The following is a 16836-nucleotide window of genomic DNA, read 5'->3' on the forward strand; positions in this document are numbered from 1 at the left end:
AGGGCCGCTGGGCCGCGGAACTGCCGGGCATCGCCCAGGAGGAGGCCAAGGCCCTCTATCAGGCGATGCAGGAGCGCGATGCGCGCGCCGAAGACATCAAGGAACGTCTGAACAAAAGTGTGACGTTCCTTGAGGAGAAGGATCAGATCATTCAATCGCTCCAGCACAAGCTGGTGGAATTGGACAAACAACTGATCCAGTGGCAGACGGAGTGGCAGGGCAACAGTAAACAGCTTGCGGAAAAGGAAGAACGCTTGCGCCAGTGGGTTGGGGAGCAGCGGGTAGAAGACCTGATTGCTGCGGCTCAGGCTCGTCTGGATGGACTGCGGAAAGCAGCTGCAGACTCGGCACAACGCTTCAAAGAAGCGGATACGCTGAAGCAGGAGTCTGCCAAGAAAGATGTCATGGCTCAGCAGGCCGCCGCCTCGGCCGCAGAACATCTGCAACAGGCACAGGACCGGTGGGAGAAGTTACTGGAACAATCCCCGTTCGACTCGGATGATGCCGTTGTGTCTGCGGCGATTCCCTCTCATGAAGCGGAACGGTTGGCAGGGGAGATTCAGCAGCACCGTGAACGTGAGCGTGAACTGGCATCCCAATTACGTGAACTGGAACAAAAGCTGGGTGGAGCTGTCGTATCGGAGGAACAGTGGTTAGCCTGCACCGAACGTTTGCAACAGGTCCGAATTGAGGATGAGGCCGCACTTCGTGCCAAAGCACGTGCAGAACGTGATCTGGAGGATGTGGAGCAACGGCATGTTCGCTGGACCGAACTGGAGAACAAGCGGTTGGAGGTAAGCCGTCAAGGCGAATTGCTCAGCAAACTTCAATCCGCGTTTAGAGGTAATGCTTTTGTCGAGTATATTGCGGAGGAACAACTGATGCAGGTTAGTCATGCGGCATCTCAACGTCTGCGCTTCCTGACCAAACAACGTTATTCACTGGAAGTGGATTCCGGTGGTGGTTTTGTAATCTGTGATGATGCCAACGGGGGAGTCAAACGGCCGGTATCGACGTTGTCCGGTGGCGAGACGTTTTTGACCTCATTGTCACTGGCTTTGGCGCTGTCGGCCCAGATTCAGCTGCGAGGTCAGTATCCGCTCCAATTCTTCTTCCTGGATGAAGGGTTCGGCACACTTGACCCGGAGCTATTGGATACCGTCATTACGTCGCTGGAAAAACTGCATGACGACCGATTGGCTGTTGGCGTAATCAGTCACGTGCCTGAATTGCGTGCACGCTTGCCGCGCAAGCTGGTGGTAATCCCTGCAGGTGAGGCCGGGAACGGCTCACGTGTGGTCTTGGAAACCTTATAGAAGAAAACAAGTATGATCTTGCTTTGCGTAACTTTTTCTGAAAATGATGACCTGCTAAAGCGCAAGAAAGGAGAAAAGCGGGAAATCAATTCGACCTTCTCTACCCCAATTCTGTGAAATGAGAGAATGTTACACCAATCTAAATATCATTTTCAACTAGAAAGGCACCGATTGAAATACTTCTTATGTAAAAATATTTCTTTTCTTGCTTTTATAACATAGCGGAGTGAGTTTCATCACAGATACAGGTTCATCCCACTGTTATACTACAGTTAAGCCGACAAACTTGTTTTAAGTACCCCGGCGGACATCTGAACAGGACGTTTCCTGAATAGATGTCCGCGCAGCAGACTTCCGAGGAAGTCGCTCACGGGGTACTTCTTTTTTTTGTGTTTTCCCGTCGGCAGTGTCAATTCGCCCAGTTCTGAATACCATGAAAAGGTGATCAAGAGCAGAATCAGGGAGGCGTTGGCAAGTGGAAAAAGTGGAAGCGAAGAAATTATGCAAGGAACACATGCACCGTTATGTATGTGTACAGATGAATGACGGTATGCACTACGATGGCATTATGGAAAATGTAGATGACGAAATGATCTACCTGGCTGTTCCCGTTGGACCGGAAGCCATGGTGAATCATGCGAACTGGGCTCCAAATGCAATGCCTGGAGGGAACTATCCCATAGGGCATACTCGCGGATTTTATCCAGGTTACGGCTACCCTACGCCTTATCCGTATTATGGTTATGGCCGTAGACGTTTTAACCGTCTGGTGCTCCCGTTATTTGCGCTTACAGCATTAACCCTTTTACCGTACTATTGAAATTGAGAAATAAAGGCATAAATACAGTGAGTCATTTTCATCTTCCTTATGAGAGTCTTTGAAAAGAACAGTTCAGAATGAGTATGTTTTATTCATGGATACCACCATACAGTATGAAATAGAGCAGTCTTATCACATACGGAGTCTCAGCCTCATGTATTGCGTAATTATTACGATACTACTGGCAACATACCGAACATCCCGAAGGTCATGGCTGTACAGAAGCGAACTTCTGTAAGGCATGACCTTTTTTTGAACCTAATTATTGTGGTCAACTAAGTGTTCTCAAGCATCAGTCAGCATGGGCTTACACATGCCCTTAACTTAATGCAGATTTCATATCCTCAAGTAAATCCTCAACATCCTCGATCCCAACGGAGATACGAATCAAACCATCCGTGATCCCCAATTCTTGCCGCCGTTCATAAGGGATGGAAGCATGTGTCATTCGGGCAGGGACAGAAATTAGACTTTCCACCGCACCCAGACTTTCAGCCAATGTAAAATAACGGAGTTTGTTTAACACGTCATCTACTTTTTCAGCCCTGCCTACATCAAAGGAAACCATACCGCCATATCCTCTTGCTTGTGTGGAAGCGAGTTTGTGCTGCGGATGGTCGGGCAACCCGGGATAATAGACTTTGCTCACTGTCGGGTGCTGATTCAAAAATGTCACAAGCTGTTCGGTATTTCGTTCCTGTGCTTCCATCCGCAATCCCAGTGTTTTCAGGCCACGCATTAACAGCCAGGAATCCATAGGTCCCAGGACTGCGCCGATTGCATTTTGAATAAAATGCAGATCCTCTCCAAGTTGCTCGCTGTTGACAACCACAAGTCCTGCCACGACATCACTATGACCACCAATATATTTCGTTGCAGAATGCAGTACAATATCTGCTCCCAGAGCCAGCGGGGTTTGCCAATAAGGCGTACTAAACGTGTTATCCACGATGAACAGCAATTCATGTTGTTTTGACCATTTCGCTACAGCAGCAATATCAGTGATCTTGAGTAACGGATTAGTAGGTGTTTCTACATAAATGGCCTTTGTATTGGTTTGCAAAGCTTGCTCCAGTGCTTGTGGTGAAGTTGTATCTACAAAGGAAGACTCGATCCCCAGACGGTTCAGCACCTTGGTGAAAATGCGATAGGTCCCGCCGTATACATCATCCGTCAGAATGACATGATCTCCAGTTTTTAACAGCGACAGTACAGCGTGAATCGCAGCCATTCCCGAACTAAAAGCAAAACCTCGAACGCCATTCTCCAGCTCTTTAATGACTTCTTCCAAGGCATGACGCGTAGGGTTGCCTGTACGTGAATACTCGTATCCTTTGTGTACACCAACCGATTCTTGCTCATACGTGCTTACCTGATAGATAGGAACACTCACTGCTCCAGTGTGTGGATCACCAACAATTCCTGCATGAATCAGCTTTGTTCTGGGTCTCATTTCATTGTCCTCCATTATAGATATTTTGGCTTAAATACCGTTCGCTGCTGTCCGGGAAAATAACGACGATGTTACTTCCCGGAGCCGCGTGAACGGCTTCGTTCAATGCGGCTTGCATAGCTGCACCTGAGGAGCTTCCTACCAGTAAGCCTTCTAACAGGGCTAGATCCTTTACCCGCTCAAAGGCGTCTTCGTCTGAGATCGTATGAATGGCATCAAAGTAACTCACATCCATAAAAGAAGATAACGTTTCGACGCCTATTCCTTCTGTACGATGAGGTCCCGAGGGACCACCTGCGAGAATTGAACCTTCGGGTTCCACGATACATGTTTTGATTAACGGGTTTTGCTCTTTCAAATAGCGAGATACTCCCATAAAGGTTCCCCCAGAACCAGCTCCCGCGACAAATACATGCACCTGTCCGTTCAGATCACGCCAAATCTCAGGGCCTAGATGTTCATAATGGGCGAGAGGATTATCCGCATTGGAGAACTGACCCGGAATATATGAACCCGGTATTTCTTTCGCCAGCGATTCCGCCTTGCGTATGGCACCAGTGATTCCTTCCGATGTGGGGGTGTTCACGACTGTAGCTCCAAGGGCTTTCATCAATTGCTGCTTTTCGACGCTGAACTTCTCAGGTACCGTAAAAATTACATTTAGATTCAGGCCTACAGCCGCCATTGCAAAACCAATGCCTGTATTACCGGCAGTAGCTTCAATTACCGTTCCACCAGGGTTAACATCACCTCGTGCCAAGGCTTTCTCCAATAAAAACTTGCCGATCCGGTCTTTCACACTTCCTCCGGGATTCATAAATTCCAATTTGGCGAACAAGTGGATTCCTTCCGGTATTGGATAACGAGTTAATTCAAGCAGAGGCGTATTACCTATAAGTTCCTGTACATGTTGATAAACGGTCAAATTAACCAATCTCCTTTTTTGCGTTCATTAACTATACATATTTGTTTACTTGGAAAAAGTGCGTGATAAAACCATATTTCGATAAAATGGTCTATGCTACCTACATTAGTTCCCAGATTACCTGATTGTGTGTCTGGAGATTGGACGTGGGTTTTTACTTCTAGTATGATAGAAGGGAATACATACACTGGATTACAAAGGAGGGTATGAACTATGGATTGCTTATTTTGCAAAATTGTAGAGGGCACCATTCCCTCCAATAAAGTACTGGAGAATGACCATGTTATCGTGTTTCATGACATCCAGCCCGCTGCACCAACACATGTGCTTGTCATTCCAAAGAAACACATTGCTTCCATGAATGAAGTTACTGTAGAAGATCTGCCTTTGATCGGCGAGATTCATCTGGCTGCTCAAGAAGCGGCCAAGCGTCTTGGGGTGGAGGAAACCGGATATCGGTTAATTAACAATTGTGGTAAGGATGGAGAACAAACCGTTCATCATCTGCACTATCATTTGCTGGGTGGTACCAGACTTGGCGTGTTGACCAGTCTGTCGGATTCTCACAAATAAACGAGCTAACAGGTACTACTATTGAGGATTTAGTCATATGCATTAAATCCATGAATATGTGACCAAACGCTTATATAAATAAGTGATCATTACATTGAGGTTGACACCTTTATTACCTTTCGCCTATAATGAAAGATGATGAACCGTGTTATTGCTCTTGGACGGTCTGGTCGGAGGGAGGGAAAACTGGTGTCTGAAACTAAAGTTCGCAAAAACGAGACTATTGATGCTGCACTTCGTCGTTTTAAACGCTCCATCGCTAAAGATGGCGTATTGGCTGAGGTGAAGAAACGTAAGCATTATGAGAAGCCAAGCGTAAAGCGCAAGAAAAAGTCCGAGGCTGCTCGTAAGAGAAAGTTTTAGGAGGATTTTAACTACATGAATCTTAGCGAACGATTGAACGAAGATATGAAGCAAGCGATGAAGAGTAAGGACAAGTTCAGACTCTCCAACATTCGGTTGATTCGTTCGACGATCAAGAATCTTGAAATAGATTTGAAAAGAGATTTGGATGACAACGAAGTGCTTGATATTCTGAGTCGTGAAATCAAACAGCGCAAAGATGCCCTCCAAGAATTTGACAAAGCGGGCCGTGAAGACCTCGCGGCAAATGCAAAAGCGGAAATTGAAGTACTCATCCAGTACCTTCCCGCACAACTTTCCGAAGAAGAAATTAAAGTTATTGTACAGCAGACCATCCAGGAAACCGGTGCTTCTTCGAAAGCCGAGATGGGGAAAGTTATGGCTGCCCTTATGCCGAAAGTTAAAGGCAAAGCGGACGGCAAACTGGTGAATCAAGCAGTTCAACAATTTCTGCAATAAAGCAAATCAATAAACACCTTCTGACTTGTCAGAAGGTGTTTTTTCCATTTAGAATCAGAAGACATGCTGTCCTTGGAATAGTGAAATTCCTTTTTAATGGTTAATATATATGATTATGGTATTATATTCTTGCAATTGATCAAGATTTCAAATATAATTTTAAGATTTTGAAACGAATTGTTGCATTGCACGTAATAAATACCATAAGCTGGACAGTATAACATTAATGGAAAAGGGGGGACTATTGTGAAGGGAAAGCACCGGAAGAAGCTTACGGGGCCATTGATGCTCTTAATGCTGCTGACGCTGCTGCTTCCTGTCTGGATTGGATCACCGTCAGCGCATGCAGCTGAGAAGAGTGGCGCCGTATATATTATTCCGGTTGATAAACCAATCGAGCAGGGACTTGGCAAGTTCATGGAACGTGGGTTCAAGGAAGCGGAAAAGATGAACGCTGGCCTGATCGTTCTTGATATCAATACGCCGGGAGGCCGTGTGGATACTGCGGAAGCGTTGGGTACCCTGATCAAAGACAGTCCGATTGAGACTGTTGCATTTGTCCGTGGAGATGCTGCTTCAGCCGGAAGTTTTCTGGCCCTGAATGCAGATAAGATCGTAATGTCACCAGGCAGTATGATTGGTGCGGCAGCCATGGTCGACAGTGCGGGTAAACATGTTGATGATCCGAAGCTTGTTGCATTCTGGAAAAGCAAAATGCAGGGAGCAGCTGAAATCAGTGGTCGTGATGGCAAGATTGCAGCTGGAATGACGGATGTTAACATCGTGGTTGAAATGCCAGAGATCAATAAAACCAAGCAAAAAGGTGAAATTATTGCTCTTTCGGCTGAAGAAGCGCTGAAAGTTGGTTATGCCGACCACATCAGCAAAACACCTGAAGAAGCGGCAGCTTGGCTAGGTTACAGTCAGGATGACGTATTTAAGGTGGAACGTACGACAGCGGAGAATATCTCATCGTTTCTGACCAATCCGGTTGTCATGACAGTACTGTTATTCCTGGGAATTGCAGGTGTGATCATTGAATTGATTGTTCCTGGTTTTGGAGTTCCTGGTATTGTAGGTATCGTGTGTTTCGTGTTGTATTTCTCGGGTAATTACATTGCGGGATTTGCCGGAGCAGAGACATGGGTACTATTTACCGTCGGACTCATTATGATGATTCTGGAGATGTTTATTCCGAGCTTTGGTATTCTGGGGATTTTGGGATCGATTGCACTTGTGGCCGGTGTTGTAAGGGCTGCTTATGATACGAGTGATGCTTTTGTGTCTCTGGGTATCGCCTTTGGAGCAGCGCTGGTGGTCATTGCGATTATCTCAATCATCTTTAAGGATCGAGGAATCTGGAATCGATTCATACTAAGTGACAGCATGTCTGCGGATCGGGGTTATTCATCAGCTACAGAACGTAAAGAGCTGGTTGGTCTGCAAGGGATCAGTCTGACACCGCTTCGCCCTTCTGGTACAGCGATGTTTGAAGGAGAACGAATTGACGTTGTGACCGACGGAGATTTTATTCCCATCGATACACCGATTATTGTGATTAAAGCGGAAGGTACCCGAATTGTGGTTCAGCAAGCTTTGCCGGTGTAACTCGCTTTATGGCCGAAGCGGAATAACGCTTCGGCAATGTACATAACCATTTAAGCTGAAGCTGCCAGCGAGGTGGTGCATCATTTTTTCATTTAGCAGCGCACTCATGTATGCTTCTTTGACTGTGTTTATCAAAATTCAATTTGCAAATGGAGGAAATTAAACAATGGACACATCTACGATTACGATTTTGCTCATTGCGGTAGTAGGTATTATCGTATTGAGCGTATTCTTCAGCTTTTTCCCGGTTATGCTCTGGGTTTCGGCAATTGCATCCGGTGTACGCGTAAGTATTATCACACTGGTGGCGATGAGACTGAGACGTGTAACGCCTAGCCGTATCGTGAATCCAATGATCAAAGCAACCAAAGCGGGTCTAAAACTCTCAATGAACCAACTGGAAAGTCACTTCCTTGCCGGTGGTAACGTTGACCGTGTTGTAAACGCTCTGATTGCTGCACAACGTGCGAACATTCCACTCGAATTTGAACGTGCTGCTGCCATTGACCTCGCAGGTCGTGACGTATTACAAGCCGTACAAATGAGCGTTAACCCACGTGTTATCGAAACACCAATTGTCTCTGCGGTAGCCAAAGATGGTATCGAAGTTAAAGTTAGAGCGCGAGTTACGGTTCGTGCGAATATTGATCGTCTCGTCGGTGGTGCTGGTGAAGAAACGATCATCGCCCGTGTCGGCGAAGGTATCGTAAGTACAAACGGTTCCTCCAATTCTCACAAAGACGTCCTGGAAAATCCGGATCTGATCTCACGTACTGTATTGTCCAAAGGTCTGGATGCAGGTACTGCTTTTGAAATCCTGTCCATTGATATTGCGGACGTTGATGTAGGTAAGAACATTGGTGCCTTCTTGCAAACAGAGCAGGCAGAAGCTGATAAACGAATTGCTCAGGCAAAAGCGGAAGAGCGTCGTGCAATGGCAGTAGCGCAAGAGCAAGAGATGAAAGCACGCGTAGTTGAAATGAGAGCGCGCGTTGTTGAATCCGAATCCCAAGTACCTTTGGCAATGTCTGAAGCCCTGCGTAGTGGTAAGATCGGTGTCATGGATTACATGAACCTGAAAAATATTGAAGCAGATACTCAAATGCGTAACACATTGGGAAAACCTGGTGAAGGTTCAAATTCCAACGATCAGGGTGATTCCAAAAACGGAAGATAGGCGGTGAGTGCATATGGGCCTATTTGAATGGATTTTTAATAATCTGTATATCGTGGCCGTCATCGGTTTTGCGCTCTTCTCCTTCTTGGGGAAGGCTGCCAAATCGGCTGATCCAAAAAAGCGTCCTCCCAACGGGATGCCTACATTTGGAGGCAACGGCGATTCAGGCCGGGATGAACGCTCAAGAGGGGACTTACCTCCGCAGCAGACGTCTGGACCTGTAGATCCCCGCTATGATGAACAGTATGACGATCGGTATGATGACGAGGAATATAAGAATCAGTACGATCAGCCGTATTCGGAGCCTGTTGCATCTTCTCGCCCTGCAAATGACTCCAGAAGTGAGGGCACGATGAGTGCCATGGAAAATTCACTTGAAGAACAGATGAGAGGCATGGAAGAACAGCAGCGTTTGATCGAAGAACGCCTGAATCGCATCTCTTCTGCGAATCGGCCAGTTGTGTCTGATTCTGGTTGGGATGATTCCAGCACAGATGAATCGGGAGCATCTCCGCTTCGTCCGGCGGACATTCGTACAGGTGTATTATGGGCAGAAGTACTGGGTTCCCCACGTTCCAAGCAACCGTTTGGTACAAGAGGGAAGCTGTAAACAAGTTAGGCTGTTGGACGGAATTAGAGCCGTCTCTGGTGAGCATGAAGCCGCCGGAGACGGCTTTTTTTGTGTTCTATCCTTTTTTCTCAACATTCGTCCTTAACACGCCCCGGAATTTTCATAAATTCATGAATCTGCGCATAAGTTGAACTGTAGAGGAAGGGGGAAGACCTTCGAATGACCCGGATCAGCCGCAAGCTGCGCAGATGGACCAGTGAAGTGTTGGATCTGCCGCAGGATGTGCTTTATGATATGCCACGGTTAACCCTGATCGGCAGTAAGCAATTGTATATAGAGAATCATCGCGGTGTCATCCATTTTACCCCGGATCGCATTGTGTTGGCTCTTTCCCAAGGCCAGTTAGAGATCAAAGGAACTGCCTTGGTGATACTTAATATCTTGCCGGATGAAGTAGCAGTTGAAGGGACGATTCTGGATATTCATATGAATGGAGTGGAGGGGAACGGATGAAGCAGCCCAGTCTGTATAAACTGCGGGGAGCAGTCCGAATCAGGGTCACTGGGGGAGACATTGAAACATTGATCAACACGGTGGCAGAGCAGGGACTGGAAGTGTGGAACCTGCGTGCTCACGATGGACGCGTGGCAGAGATGAATATTTTGCTGCCGCATTTTTTCAGGCTGCGTCCTGTGTTGAAGCGGACAGGCTGCAGGGTGAAAGTGACCCATCGCAGCGGTTTCCCTTTTTTTGCAGCTCGACTATTACGCAGGAAGTTCTTTCTTGGGGGAATGCTGTTTTTTGTGGCAGCTTTGTTTGCGTTATCGTCTATGGTATGGGATGTAGAGGTCAAGGGTAACGCCACTATTCCTACGGACGAGGTACTCGCAGCAGCAAAAAAAGAGGGGATATATCCTTTCCAATGGGTGTTCCGCTTGCAAAGCCAAGAGAAGCTCTCCAGACAGCTTGCACTCGCCCTGCCGGATGTAACCTGGATTGGCGTGAGCAAAGAGGGGACAACCATTACCATTCAGGTCGTCGAATCGGCGCAACCAAAGCGCGAGCCGTTACTGAATCCCAGACATCTGATCAGCAAGTCAGATGCTGTCGTCACACAAATCTATGCGGAGCAGGGACGCCCTGTTGTTCAGAAGGACATGCGTGTCAAAAAGGGCCAGGTATTGATCTCGGGAATTCTCGGGGATGAGGAGAACACCAAAACTATCGTTGCCAAAGGCGAGGTTCGTGGTCTGGTATGGCGTGAGTATCAGGTAGAGGTCCCGCTGGTGCAAAAACATAACACCATGACAGGTGAGAGCAAAGAACGTTTTTACATGGTACTGGGAAATTGGGCGATCCAACTGTGGGGGTATGGAAGTACACCATTCAGTTCATTTGATACCGAGAGTAATCATAGACCATTAACGTGGCGATCCTTCACACTTCCGATGGGTTGGCTGACAGAGAAAGACCTGGAGACCCGAGAACATGAGGAACAACAGACGATAGAATGGGCCAGAACGAAAGGATTGGAAGGAGCAAGGAACGATATTATCGCCAAAAACGGCAAAGGAACGAAAATTATAAGTGAAAAAATTTTGCATGAGAAGAAAGAGAATGGTAAAGTTTATATGAAAGTCTTATTTGAAGTAGAAGAAAGCATTGCGGAGGAACTTCCGCTAGTCCATAGTCAAGGAGAATGAGGATATTTGTCAGAGCAAACACGCAGCATACAAATCTCCCTCCAGAGTGCGGGAGAGGGTCAATCTCTATTTGGACCCCAAGATACTTTTCTTAAACTGATTGAATCCGAGATTCCCGCCCAGATTGCATCCCGTGAAGCGGAGATTGTGATTTTCGGCAACGCACAACAGGTGGAATCGCTTGAACAATTATTTGATGTGTTACTGCAATTGATACGCAACGGATATGTGTTAACCGAAAGAGATGTGAAGTATGCGATTGAACTTGCCAAGGATATGCGTGCAGACCAGCTATTGGATCTGTTCAAGGGCGAGATTACAACGACATACCGAGGTAAACCAATCCGTGTTAAAACCATTGGACAGAAGCACTATGTAACTACAATTAAAAAACGTGATATTGTATTTGGCATTGGTCCTGCCGGTACGGGTAAAACCTACCTTGCTGTTGTACTGGCTGTTGCCGCAATTAAAGAAGGCAGCGTCAAACGCATTGTGCTCACACGGCCTGCTGTTGAAGCAGGAGAGAGTCTTGGGTTTTTGCCAGGTGATCTTCAGGAAAAGGTAGACCCGTATCTGCGACCGCTGTACGATGCCTTGTATGACGTTATGGGACAAGAACAGACCGCGAAGGCACTGGAGCGTGGCTTAATCGAAATTGCACCACTTGCCTATATGCGGGGGCGTACCTTGGATGACTCGTTCATCATTCTTGATGAAGCACAGAACACAACGCCTGAACAGATGAAGATGTTTCTGACCCGTCTTGGCTTTGGCTCCAAAATGGTCATCACCGGAGACGTGACACAGATTGATTTACCGCGTGGCAAGAAATCCGGGCTTGTGGAAGCGAATACGATCTTGAACGAAGTTGAAGAGATTGGATTTGTGCATTTTGCCGAACAAGATGTTGTGCGGCATTCCCTCGTCCAGAAAATTATCGTGGCTTACAACCACGCCGCAGAAAATCAAGCATAGAAAGGGATTGTCTAAAGTGACCTCGAAGGAACCGTCAAAAGGCAAATCTTTTCAGAATAAGGCTACAGGATGGAAGTATAGCGTGTGGGCACGCTATCTTCTGTTTTTGTTTCTGGTGATTCTTTTCTTCGTGAGTCTCGCCTCCAAGCTGCTCCCTGAGCGATATGATATTCAGGAAGGTACACGAAGTGAAGTGGACATTGCTGCGCCCATGCAGATTCCGAATAACAAGGCCACACTCAAAGCACAGGAAGAAGCTGCTGAACGGGTACAGCCGATATTTCAGATTATCCAGTTGCGAAACGAAAATCTGATGACAACCCTGCTTGATCGCGTAGATCGATTAAATCAGGATGATCAGATTTCAAGTCAGGACAAGATTGATATATATCGGGATGAAATTCCGCAGCGCCAGAAGGACTTTGTGACCAACTATATCAATAATAATCGGAAAGCCGGTACATACTCCGAGACTCTGTTGGAAGAGATCAGAAACGTGGTACAGGAGCAAAGCTACCGTATTCCCGAAGAAACCTACATCAAAATCTCACGTCTGACATCGGATGATATCCAGGAGATGAAACCAGTTGCAAGGGATATTGTTGCCCGGTTAATGACAGATCAGATCAGTGATGCAACAACTGCCCGTGCCAAAGTGGCTGAGATGGTTAGTGTCAGCTCTCTTAGTAAGCGTACGCAACGTGAGGTCGTGCAAGAGCTTGCTCGCCTCGTGGTGACTGCTAACCGCTTCTACGATGAAGAGGGAACCAAGGAAGCGAAAGTGCAGGCACGTGAGAACACGCAAACCGTTTTTATCAAGCAAGGAGACACCTTAGTTGCCAAAGGTGAGATGATCACCCCGGAGATGTATACTTTGCTGGATGAGAATGATTTGCTGAAAAATGAAGTGAACTACTGGCCACAGCTTGGTCTTCTTATGTTTTCCTGTCTGTTGTCAGCAGCAATTCTGATGTATATTCAGCAATGCAGCGGAACGCATTTCAAATATAATAATGCGCAGCTGTTGATGCTTGTTCTCATTTTTATTATTACGATTGTGGTTATGCATGTGACGGCGATTATTCAAACCAATGAGAGGTCGTATGTAGGCTTCCTTGCACCTGTTGCGGTAGGGGCGATGTTAATTGCGCTGTTGCTGGATACGTCGCTTGCCTTTGTATGTTCGATATTGATCGGTATGTTATCCAGTATCATTTTGAACACGCATCAGGGTCAACTTTTTGACTTCGAACTAGGTTTCTTCGCCGTGGTAGTTTCGTTTGTTGCGATCTTTGCAACTCACCGGGCTAGCCAGCGATCCACGATCCTTAAAGGGGCCATTATGGTCTGCCTGTTCGGGTCGATAGCCGTCTTCACCCTGGCTTTGATTGACTCGGGAGATTGGAACCGAACCACGACACTGTATGGCGTTGGTTTTGCATTTGCGGGTGGCGTGTTAACTGCCATACTGGTCATTGGGCTGATGCCATTTTTCGAAACTTCATTTGGCATTTTGTCAGCGCTCAAACTGGTGGAACTATCTAATCCGAACCATCCACTTCTACGTAAGTTGCTTACGGAGACACCGGGTACTTATCATCACAGTGTGATGGTAGGGAATCTGTCCGAAGCTGCAGCAGAGGCCATTGGAGCTAACGGATTGCTCTGCCGAGTGGGTTCGTATTATCATGATATTGGCAAGACGAAGCGCCCCATCTATTTTATTGAGAATCAGAACAATATGGAGAATCCGCATGATTCAATTGATCCAAAATTGAGCAAATCCATTATCGTTGCCCATGCGCGCGATGGGGTGGAAATGCAGAAGGATTATAAGCTGCCCAGACCTATTCGTGATATTGCGGAACAGCATCACGGCACAACATTTCTCCACTATTTCTATCACAAAGCTTTGCGTCAGGCGGAAGAAGCAGGCGTTGAACCTGATTTCACGGAAGAAGATTTCCGTTACCCTGGGCCGAAGGCTCAGTCCAAGGAATCAGCTATTGTTGGCATTGCCGATAGTGTAGAGGCTGCTGTGAGATCTTTGCGCAAACCGACCGTGGAGCAAGTGGAGTCCATGATTGAGAAGATTATTAAAGGACGATTGGACGATCATCAATTCAATGATTGTGACCTTACGATGCGTGAACTGGATATCGTCGCAAGAACATTGAAGGAAACGGTGATGGGTATCTTCCACTCCAGGATCGAATATCCGGAGGAAATTAAGAAACCCAAGCCGACTTCGCCCGAAGCAGGCTAATTTAATAATAGTTCGTGTTCAAAAGGTCGGTTTTTGTTTTGAACAACCTCTAATATGAGCAGACAGGAGTTATGAAAGAATGAGTCTTAATCTGGCATGGAATAATGAACAACAGGACAAAGAAATTACTGAACCGATGATTGCAATGCTGGAACAGTTGCTGAATCTAGCTGGAGAAGCGGAAGGTGTTGCAGACGGGGAAGTGGCTCTGACTTTTGTGAACGATGAGCAGATTCATGAGTTGAACCGTGATTATCGTGGCATTGACCGTCCTACGGATGTACTGTCATTTGCGATGAACGAAACGGTGGATGAAGAACTCGATATTATCTATGAGCTTGACGAAGATGAAGAAATGGAAGAAATGCCAGATGTTCTTGGAGACATCATCATTTCCGTACCACGGACCATCCTGCAAAGTGAAGAGTATGGACACTCCTTTGAACGTGAGCTTGGTTTTCTGTTTGTCCATGGCTTCTTGCACCTGCTCGGATACGACCATCAGGATGAAGCAAGTGAGGCTGAAATGATGGGTAAACAAGAAGCGGTATTGGCCCAGGCCGGGTTGACACGATAATGAAAAGACGCTCCTGGGGTCTGGTATTCCGCAATGCTGCGGAAGGAATCGCATATGGGTTGCGGACTCAGCGTAATGTGAGAGTTCACACGGGAGTGGCTATCTTGATGTGTGTAGCCGGCTTTTTTTTCAGAATTTCAAGAACGGATTGGATGTTTGTGCTGACCGCTGTCTTTTTGGTTCTGGTGACTGAATTGATGAACACGGCTGTAGAGGCAGCAGTTGATTTGGCACATCCCCATATCCATCCGCTGGCAAAAGCGGCGAAGGATACCGCGGCCGGGGCAGTTCTGCTGGCTGCGGTATTCGCCGTCATCATCGGTTGTATCGTATTCATTAAGCCGGTGATGAACTGGTTAGGTTTGTACTGATGTTGTTTTAACTTTGTTTTAATTCGTTTCAATTTGATTTTAATACTACACAACTTTGTAAAGTTGGACCTTTTTTTAAGTTGAACTTGTAGACGTTACACGATAACGTAGAGGCCAGAAATAACTTGTAGAAGCGTAGCGTTCGCCTTTATCCCCGGATTTTCACTTTGAAAAAGTGAATAATAAAAATCTGGGGATAACAGCGATCGAAAAGTTATTCTGGACGCGGAGTGGCCAGTGTAAATGAACTTTAGTTGAACTTAACTTATAGAGCGCAACTTTATATTGCACCCTAAGGGAGAGAATATTGATGGATAATGGTTTGCTAATGCAGGAGGCAATTAAGGCACGTACGAAGGCGTACACGCCTTACTCCCATTTTGGTGTAGGTGCAGCTTTGCTTGACAGTGAAGGGCATGTGCATCATGGTTGTAATATTGAGAATGCTGCGTATACCCCAGGTAACTGTGCTGAACGTACAGCGATGTTCAGTGCCATTGCAGGTGGGCAGAAGCCTCGCAGTTTCAAAGCGATTGCCATTGTAGGAGATACGGATGGTCCGATTGCTCCATGTGGTGTATGTCGTCAGGTCATGTACGAGCTGTGTGAACCCGATATGAAAGTCATCTTGGGGAACATGAAAGGTGATCTGCAAGAGACCACCGTTGCTGAATTGTTACCTTGGGCTTTTGGGCCTTCTGATCTGAATTCTGCCAAAAAATAAACCAATATTCCAGGCCTAGGCGCCTGAGGAGGAACATATGAAAAAACAAGCATTTAAATCCGGTTTTGTAGCCATTATTGGACGTCCAAACGTAGGTAAATCCACCCTGATGAACCAGGTGATCGGACAGAAAATCGCGATCATGTCGGACAAGCCGCAAACGACTCGTAATAAAATTCATGGTGTCTATACATCCGAACATCAGCAAATCGTATTCCTCGACACGCCGGGGATTCACAAACGTCAATCCAAACTGGGCGATTACATGAACCAGACTGCGCTGAACACACTCGGAGAAGTGGAAGCAGCACTGTTTCTAATTGACGCTTCGGAAGGTATGGGTGGCGGTGACCGTTATATTGCGGAACAGTTGAAAAATATCCGTACACCTGTCATTCTGGTCATGAATAAAATTGACAAAATTGAGCCGGAAGCGTTGCTGCCCCTTATCGAAGAGTATCGCAAGTTACATGATTTCGCTGAAATCGTGCCTGTTTCTGCCATGCTCGGAAGTAATGTAAGCACCTTATTGGAACAGCTCGGTAAGTATTTGCCAGAGGGTCCACAGTACTATCCTGATGACCAGGTTACTGACCATCCGGAGCAGTTTGTATGTGCAGAGTTGATCCGTGAGAAAATTTTGCAGATGACTCGTGAAGAAGTGCCTCACTCCATTGCTGTAACGATCGAAGATATGAAAGTACAAGATAACGGTGTCGTTTATATCTCAGCCGTCATTTTTGTGGAACGGGATTCGCAAAAAGGGATCATCATCGGGAAGCAGGGTGCCCTTTTGAAAGAAGTGGGTAAACGAGCCAGACATGACATTCAAAATCTGTTGGGTTCCAAAATTTTCATGGATTTGTGGGTTAAAGTGAAAAAAGACTGGAGAAATCAGGATCGAGTTCTGCGTGACCTTGGCTTTGGCCGCGAATGATCGCCCGAATGTGTA

Annotated in this window: 18 protein-coding genes; 16 read left to right on the top strand and 2 right to left on the bottom strand. The window is 46.5% G+C overall.

Annotation, left to right across the window (positions count from 1 at the left end; translation table 11 throughout):
- Both MHH93_RS11095 and MHH93_RS11100 read left to right on the top strand, forming a co-directional pair.
- Positions 1-1316: SbcC/MukB-like Walker B domain-containing protein (locus MHH93_RS11095; protein ID WP_500054113.1), on the top strand; the 1316-nt coding region annotated here is incomplete at its 5' end.
- Positions 1317-1791: 475 nt separating this feature from the next.
- Positions 1792-2136: a hypothetical protein gene (locus MHH93_RS11100; protein WP_442032381.1), complete on the top strand. Its 345-nt coding sequence runs from the start codon at positions 1792-1794 to the stop codon at positions 2134-2136.
- A 319-nt stretch (positions 2137-2455) separates the two neighbouring features.
- Here the strand turns inward: MHH93_RS11100 and MHH93_RS11105 are convergent, their stop codons facing one another.
- Both MHH93_RS11105 and MHH93_RS11110 read right to left on the bottom strand, forming a co-directional pair.
- Positions 2456-3589, bottom strand: coding sequence for a bifunctional cystathionine gamma-lyase/homocysteine desulfhydrase (locus MHH93_RS11105; RefSeq protein ID WP_500054114.1), 1134 nt, complete (start codon positions 3587-3589; stop codon positions 2456-2458).
- A 1-nt stretch (position 3590) separates the two neighbouring features.
- On the bottom strand, positions 3591-4514 hold the full coding sequence (locus tag MHH93_RS11110; protein WP_500054115.1) for a PLP-dependent cysteine synthase family protein: 924 nt from the start codon (positions 4512-4514) through the stop codon (positions 3591-3593).
- A gap of 213 nt (positions 4515-4727) precedes the next feature.
- Here MHH93_RS11110 and MHH93_RS11115 point away from each other — a divergent pair, with 213 nt between their 5' ends.
- From MHH93_RS11115 to era, 14 genes are all read left to right on the top strand, one after another.
- On the top strand, positions 4728-5087 hold the full coding sequence (locus MHH93_RS11115; protein WP_500054116.1) for a histidine triad nucleotide-binding protein: 360 nt from the start codon (positions 4728-4730) through the stop codon (positions 5085-5087).
- A 189-nt stretch (positions 5088-5276) separates the two neighbouring features.
- Positions 5277-5450, top strand: coding sequence for a 30S ribosomal protein S21 (rpsU, locus tag MHH93_RS11120; protein ID WP_005547957.1), 174 nt, complete (start codon positions 5277-5279; stop codon positions 5448-5450).
- A gap of 15 nt (positions 5451-5465) precedes the next feature.
- Positions 5466-5909, top strand: coding sequence for a GatB/YqeY domain-containing protein (locus MHH93_RS11125; protein WP_062835503.1), 444 nt, complete (start codon positions 5466-5468; stop codon positions 5907-5909).
- A 285-nt stretch (positions 5910-6194) separates the two neighbouring features.
- Positions 6195-7517, top strand: coding sequence for an NfeD family protein (locus MHH93_RS11130; RefSeq protein WP_500054382.1), 1323 nt, complete (start codon positions 6195-6197; stop codon positions 7515-7517).
- Between the two features lie 166 nt (positions 7518-7683).
- A complete protein-coding gene (gene floA, locus MHH93_RS11135) occupies positions 7684-8694 on the top strand; it encodes a flotillin-like protein FloA (RefSeq protein WP_440390595.1) in 1011 nt (336 codons plus the stop codon).
- A gap of 13 nt (positions 8695-8707) precedes the next feature.
- A complete protein-coding gene (locus MHH93_RS11140; RefSeq protein WP_500054117.1) occupies positions 8708-9304 on the top strand; it encodes a YqfB family membrane protein in 597 nt (198 codons plus the stop codon).
- A gap of 180 nt (positions 9305-9484) precedes the next feature.
- Complete coding sequence (yqfC, locus tag MHH93_RS11145) at positions 9485-9778, top strand: sporulation protein YqfC (protein WP_500054118.1); 294 nt, start codon at positions 9485-9487, stop codon at positions 9776-9778.
- Positions 9775-10968 carry a sporulation protein YqfD gene (gene yqfD / locus MHH93_RS11150; RefSeq protein ID WP_500054119.1) on the top strand — a complete coding sequence of 398 codons (1194 nt, stop codon included), beginning with the start codon at positions 9775-9777 and terminating at the stop codon, positions 10966-10968. The genes yqfC and yqfD overlap by 4 nt, the downstream gene beginning before the upstream one ends.
- 6 nt (positions 10969-10974) lie before the next feature.
- On the top strand, positions 10975-11946 hold the full coding sequence (locus MHH93_RS11155) for a PhoH family protein (RefSeq protein ID WP_215077563.1): 972 nt from the start codon (positions 10975-10977) through the stop codon (positions 11944-11946).
- A gap of 16 nt (positions 11947-11962) precedes the next feature.
- Entirely contained in the window at positions 11963-14212 is a 2250-nt protein-coding gene (locus tag MHH93_RS11160) for an HD family phosphohydrolase (RefSeq protein WP_500054121.1), read from the top strand.
- 79 nt (positions 14213-14291) lie between these two features.
- Positions 14292-14789 (top strand): rRNA maturation RNase YbeY, encoded by a 498-nt coding sequence (gene ybeY, locus MHH93_RS11165; RefSeq protein WP_036674804.1) that lies wholly within the window; start codon positions 14292-14294, stop codon positions 14787-14789.
- Positions 14789-15160: a diacylglycerol kinase family protein gene (locus tag MHH93_RS11170; protein WP_076211618.1), complete on the top strand. Its 372-nt coding sequence runs from the start codon at positions 14789-14791 to the stop codon at positions 15158-15160. The genes ybeY and MHH93_RS11170 overlap by 1 nt, the downstream gene beginning before the upstream one ends.
- A 310-nt stretch (positions 15161-15470) precedes the next feature.
- Entirely contained in the window at positions 15471-15884 is a 414-nt protein-coding gene (locus MHH93_RS11175; RefSeq protein WP_076211616.1) for a cytidine deaminase, read from the top strand.
- A 37-nt stretch (positions 15885-15921) separates the two neighbouring features.
- Positions 15922-16821 (top strand): GTPase Era, encoded by a 900-nt coding sequence (era, locus tag MHH93_RS11180; protein ID WP_145151051.1) that lies wholly within the window; start codon positions 15922-15924, stop codon positions 16819-16821.
- Positions 16822-16836 lie beyond the last annotated feature (15 nt).

The organism is Priestia sp. FSL H7-0729 (assembly GCF_038005685.1).
GTDB lineage: Bacteria > Bacillota > Bacilli > Paenibacillales > Paenibacillaceae > Paenibacillus.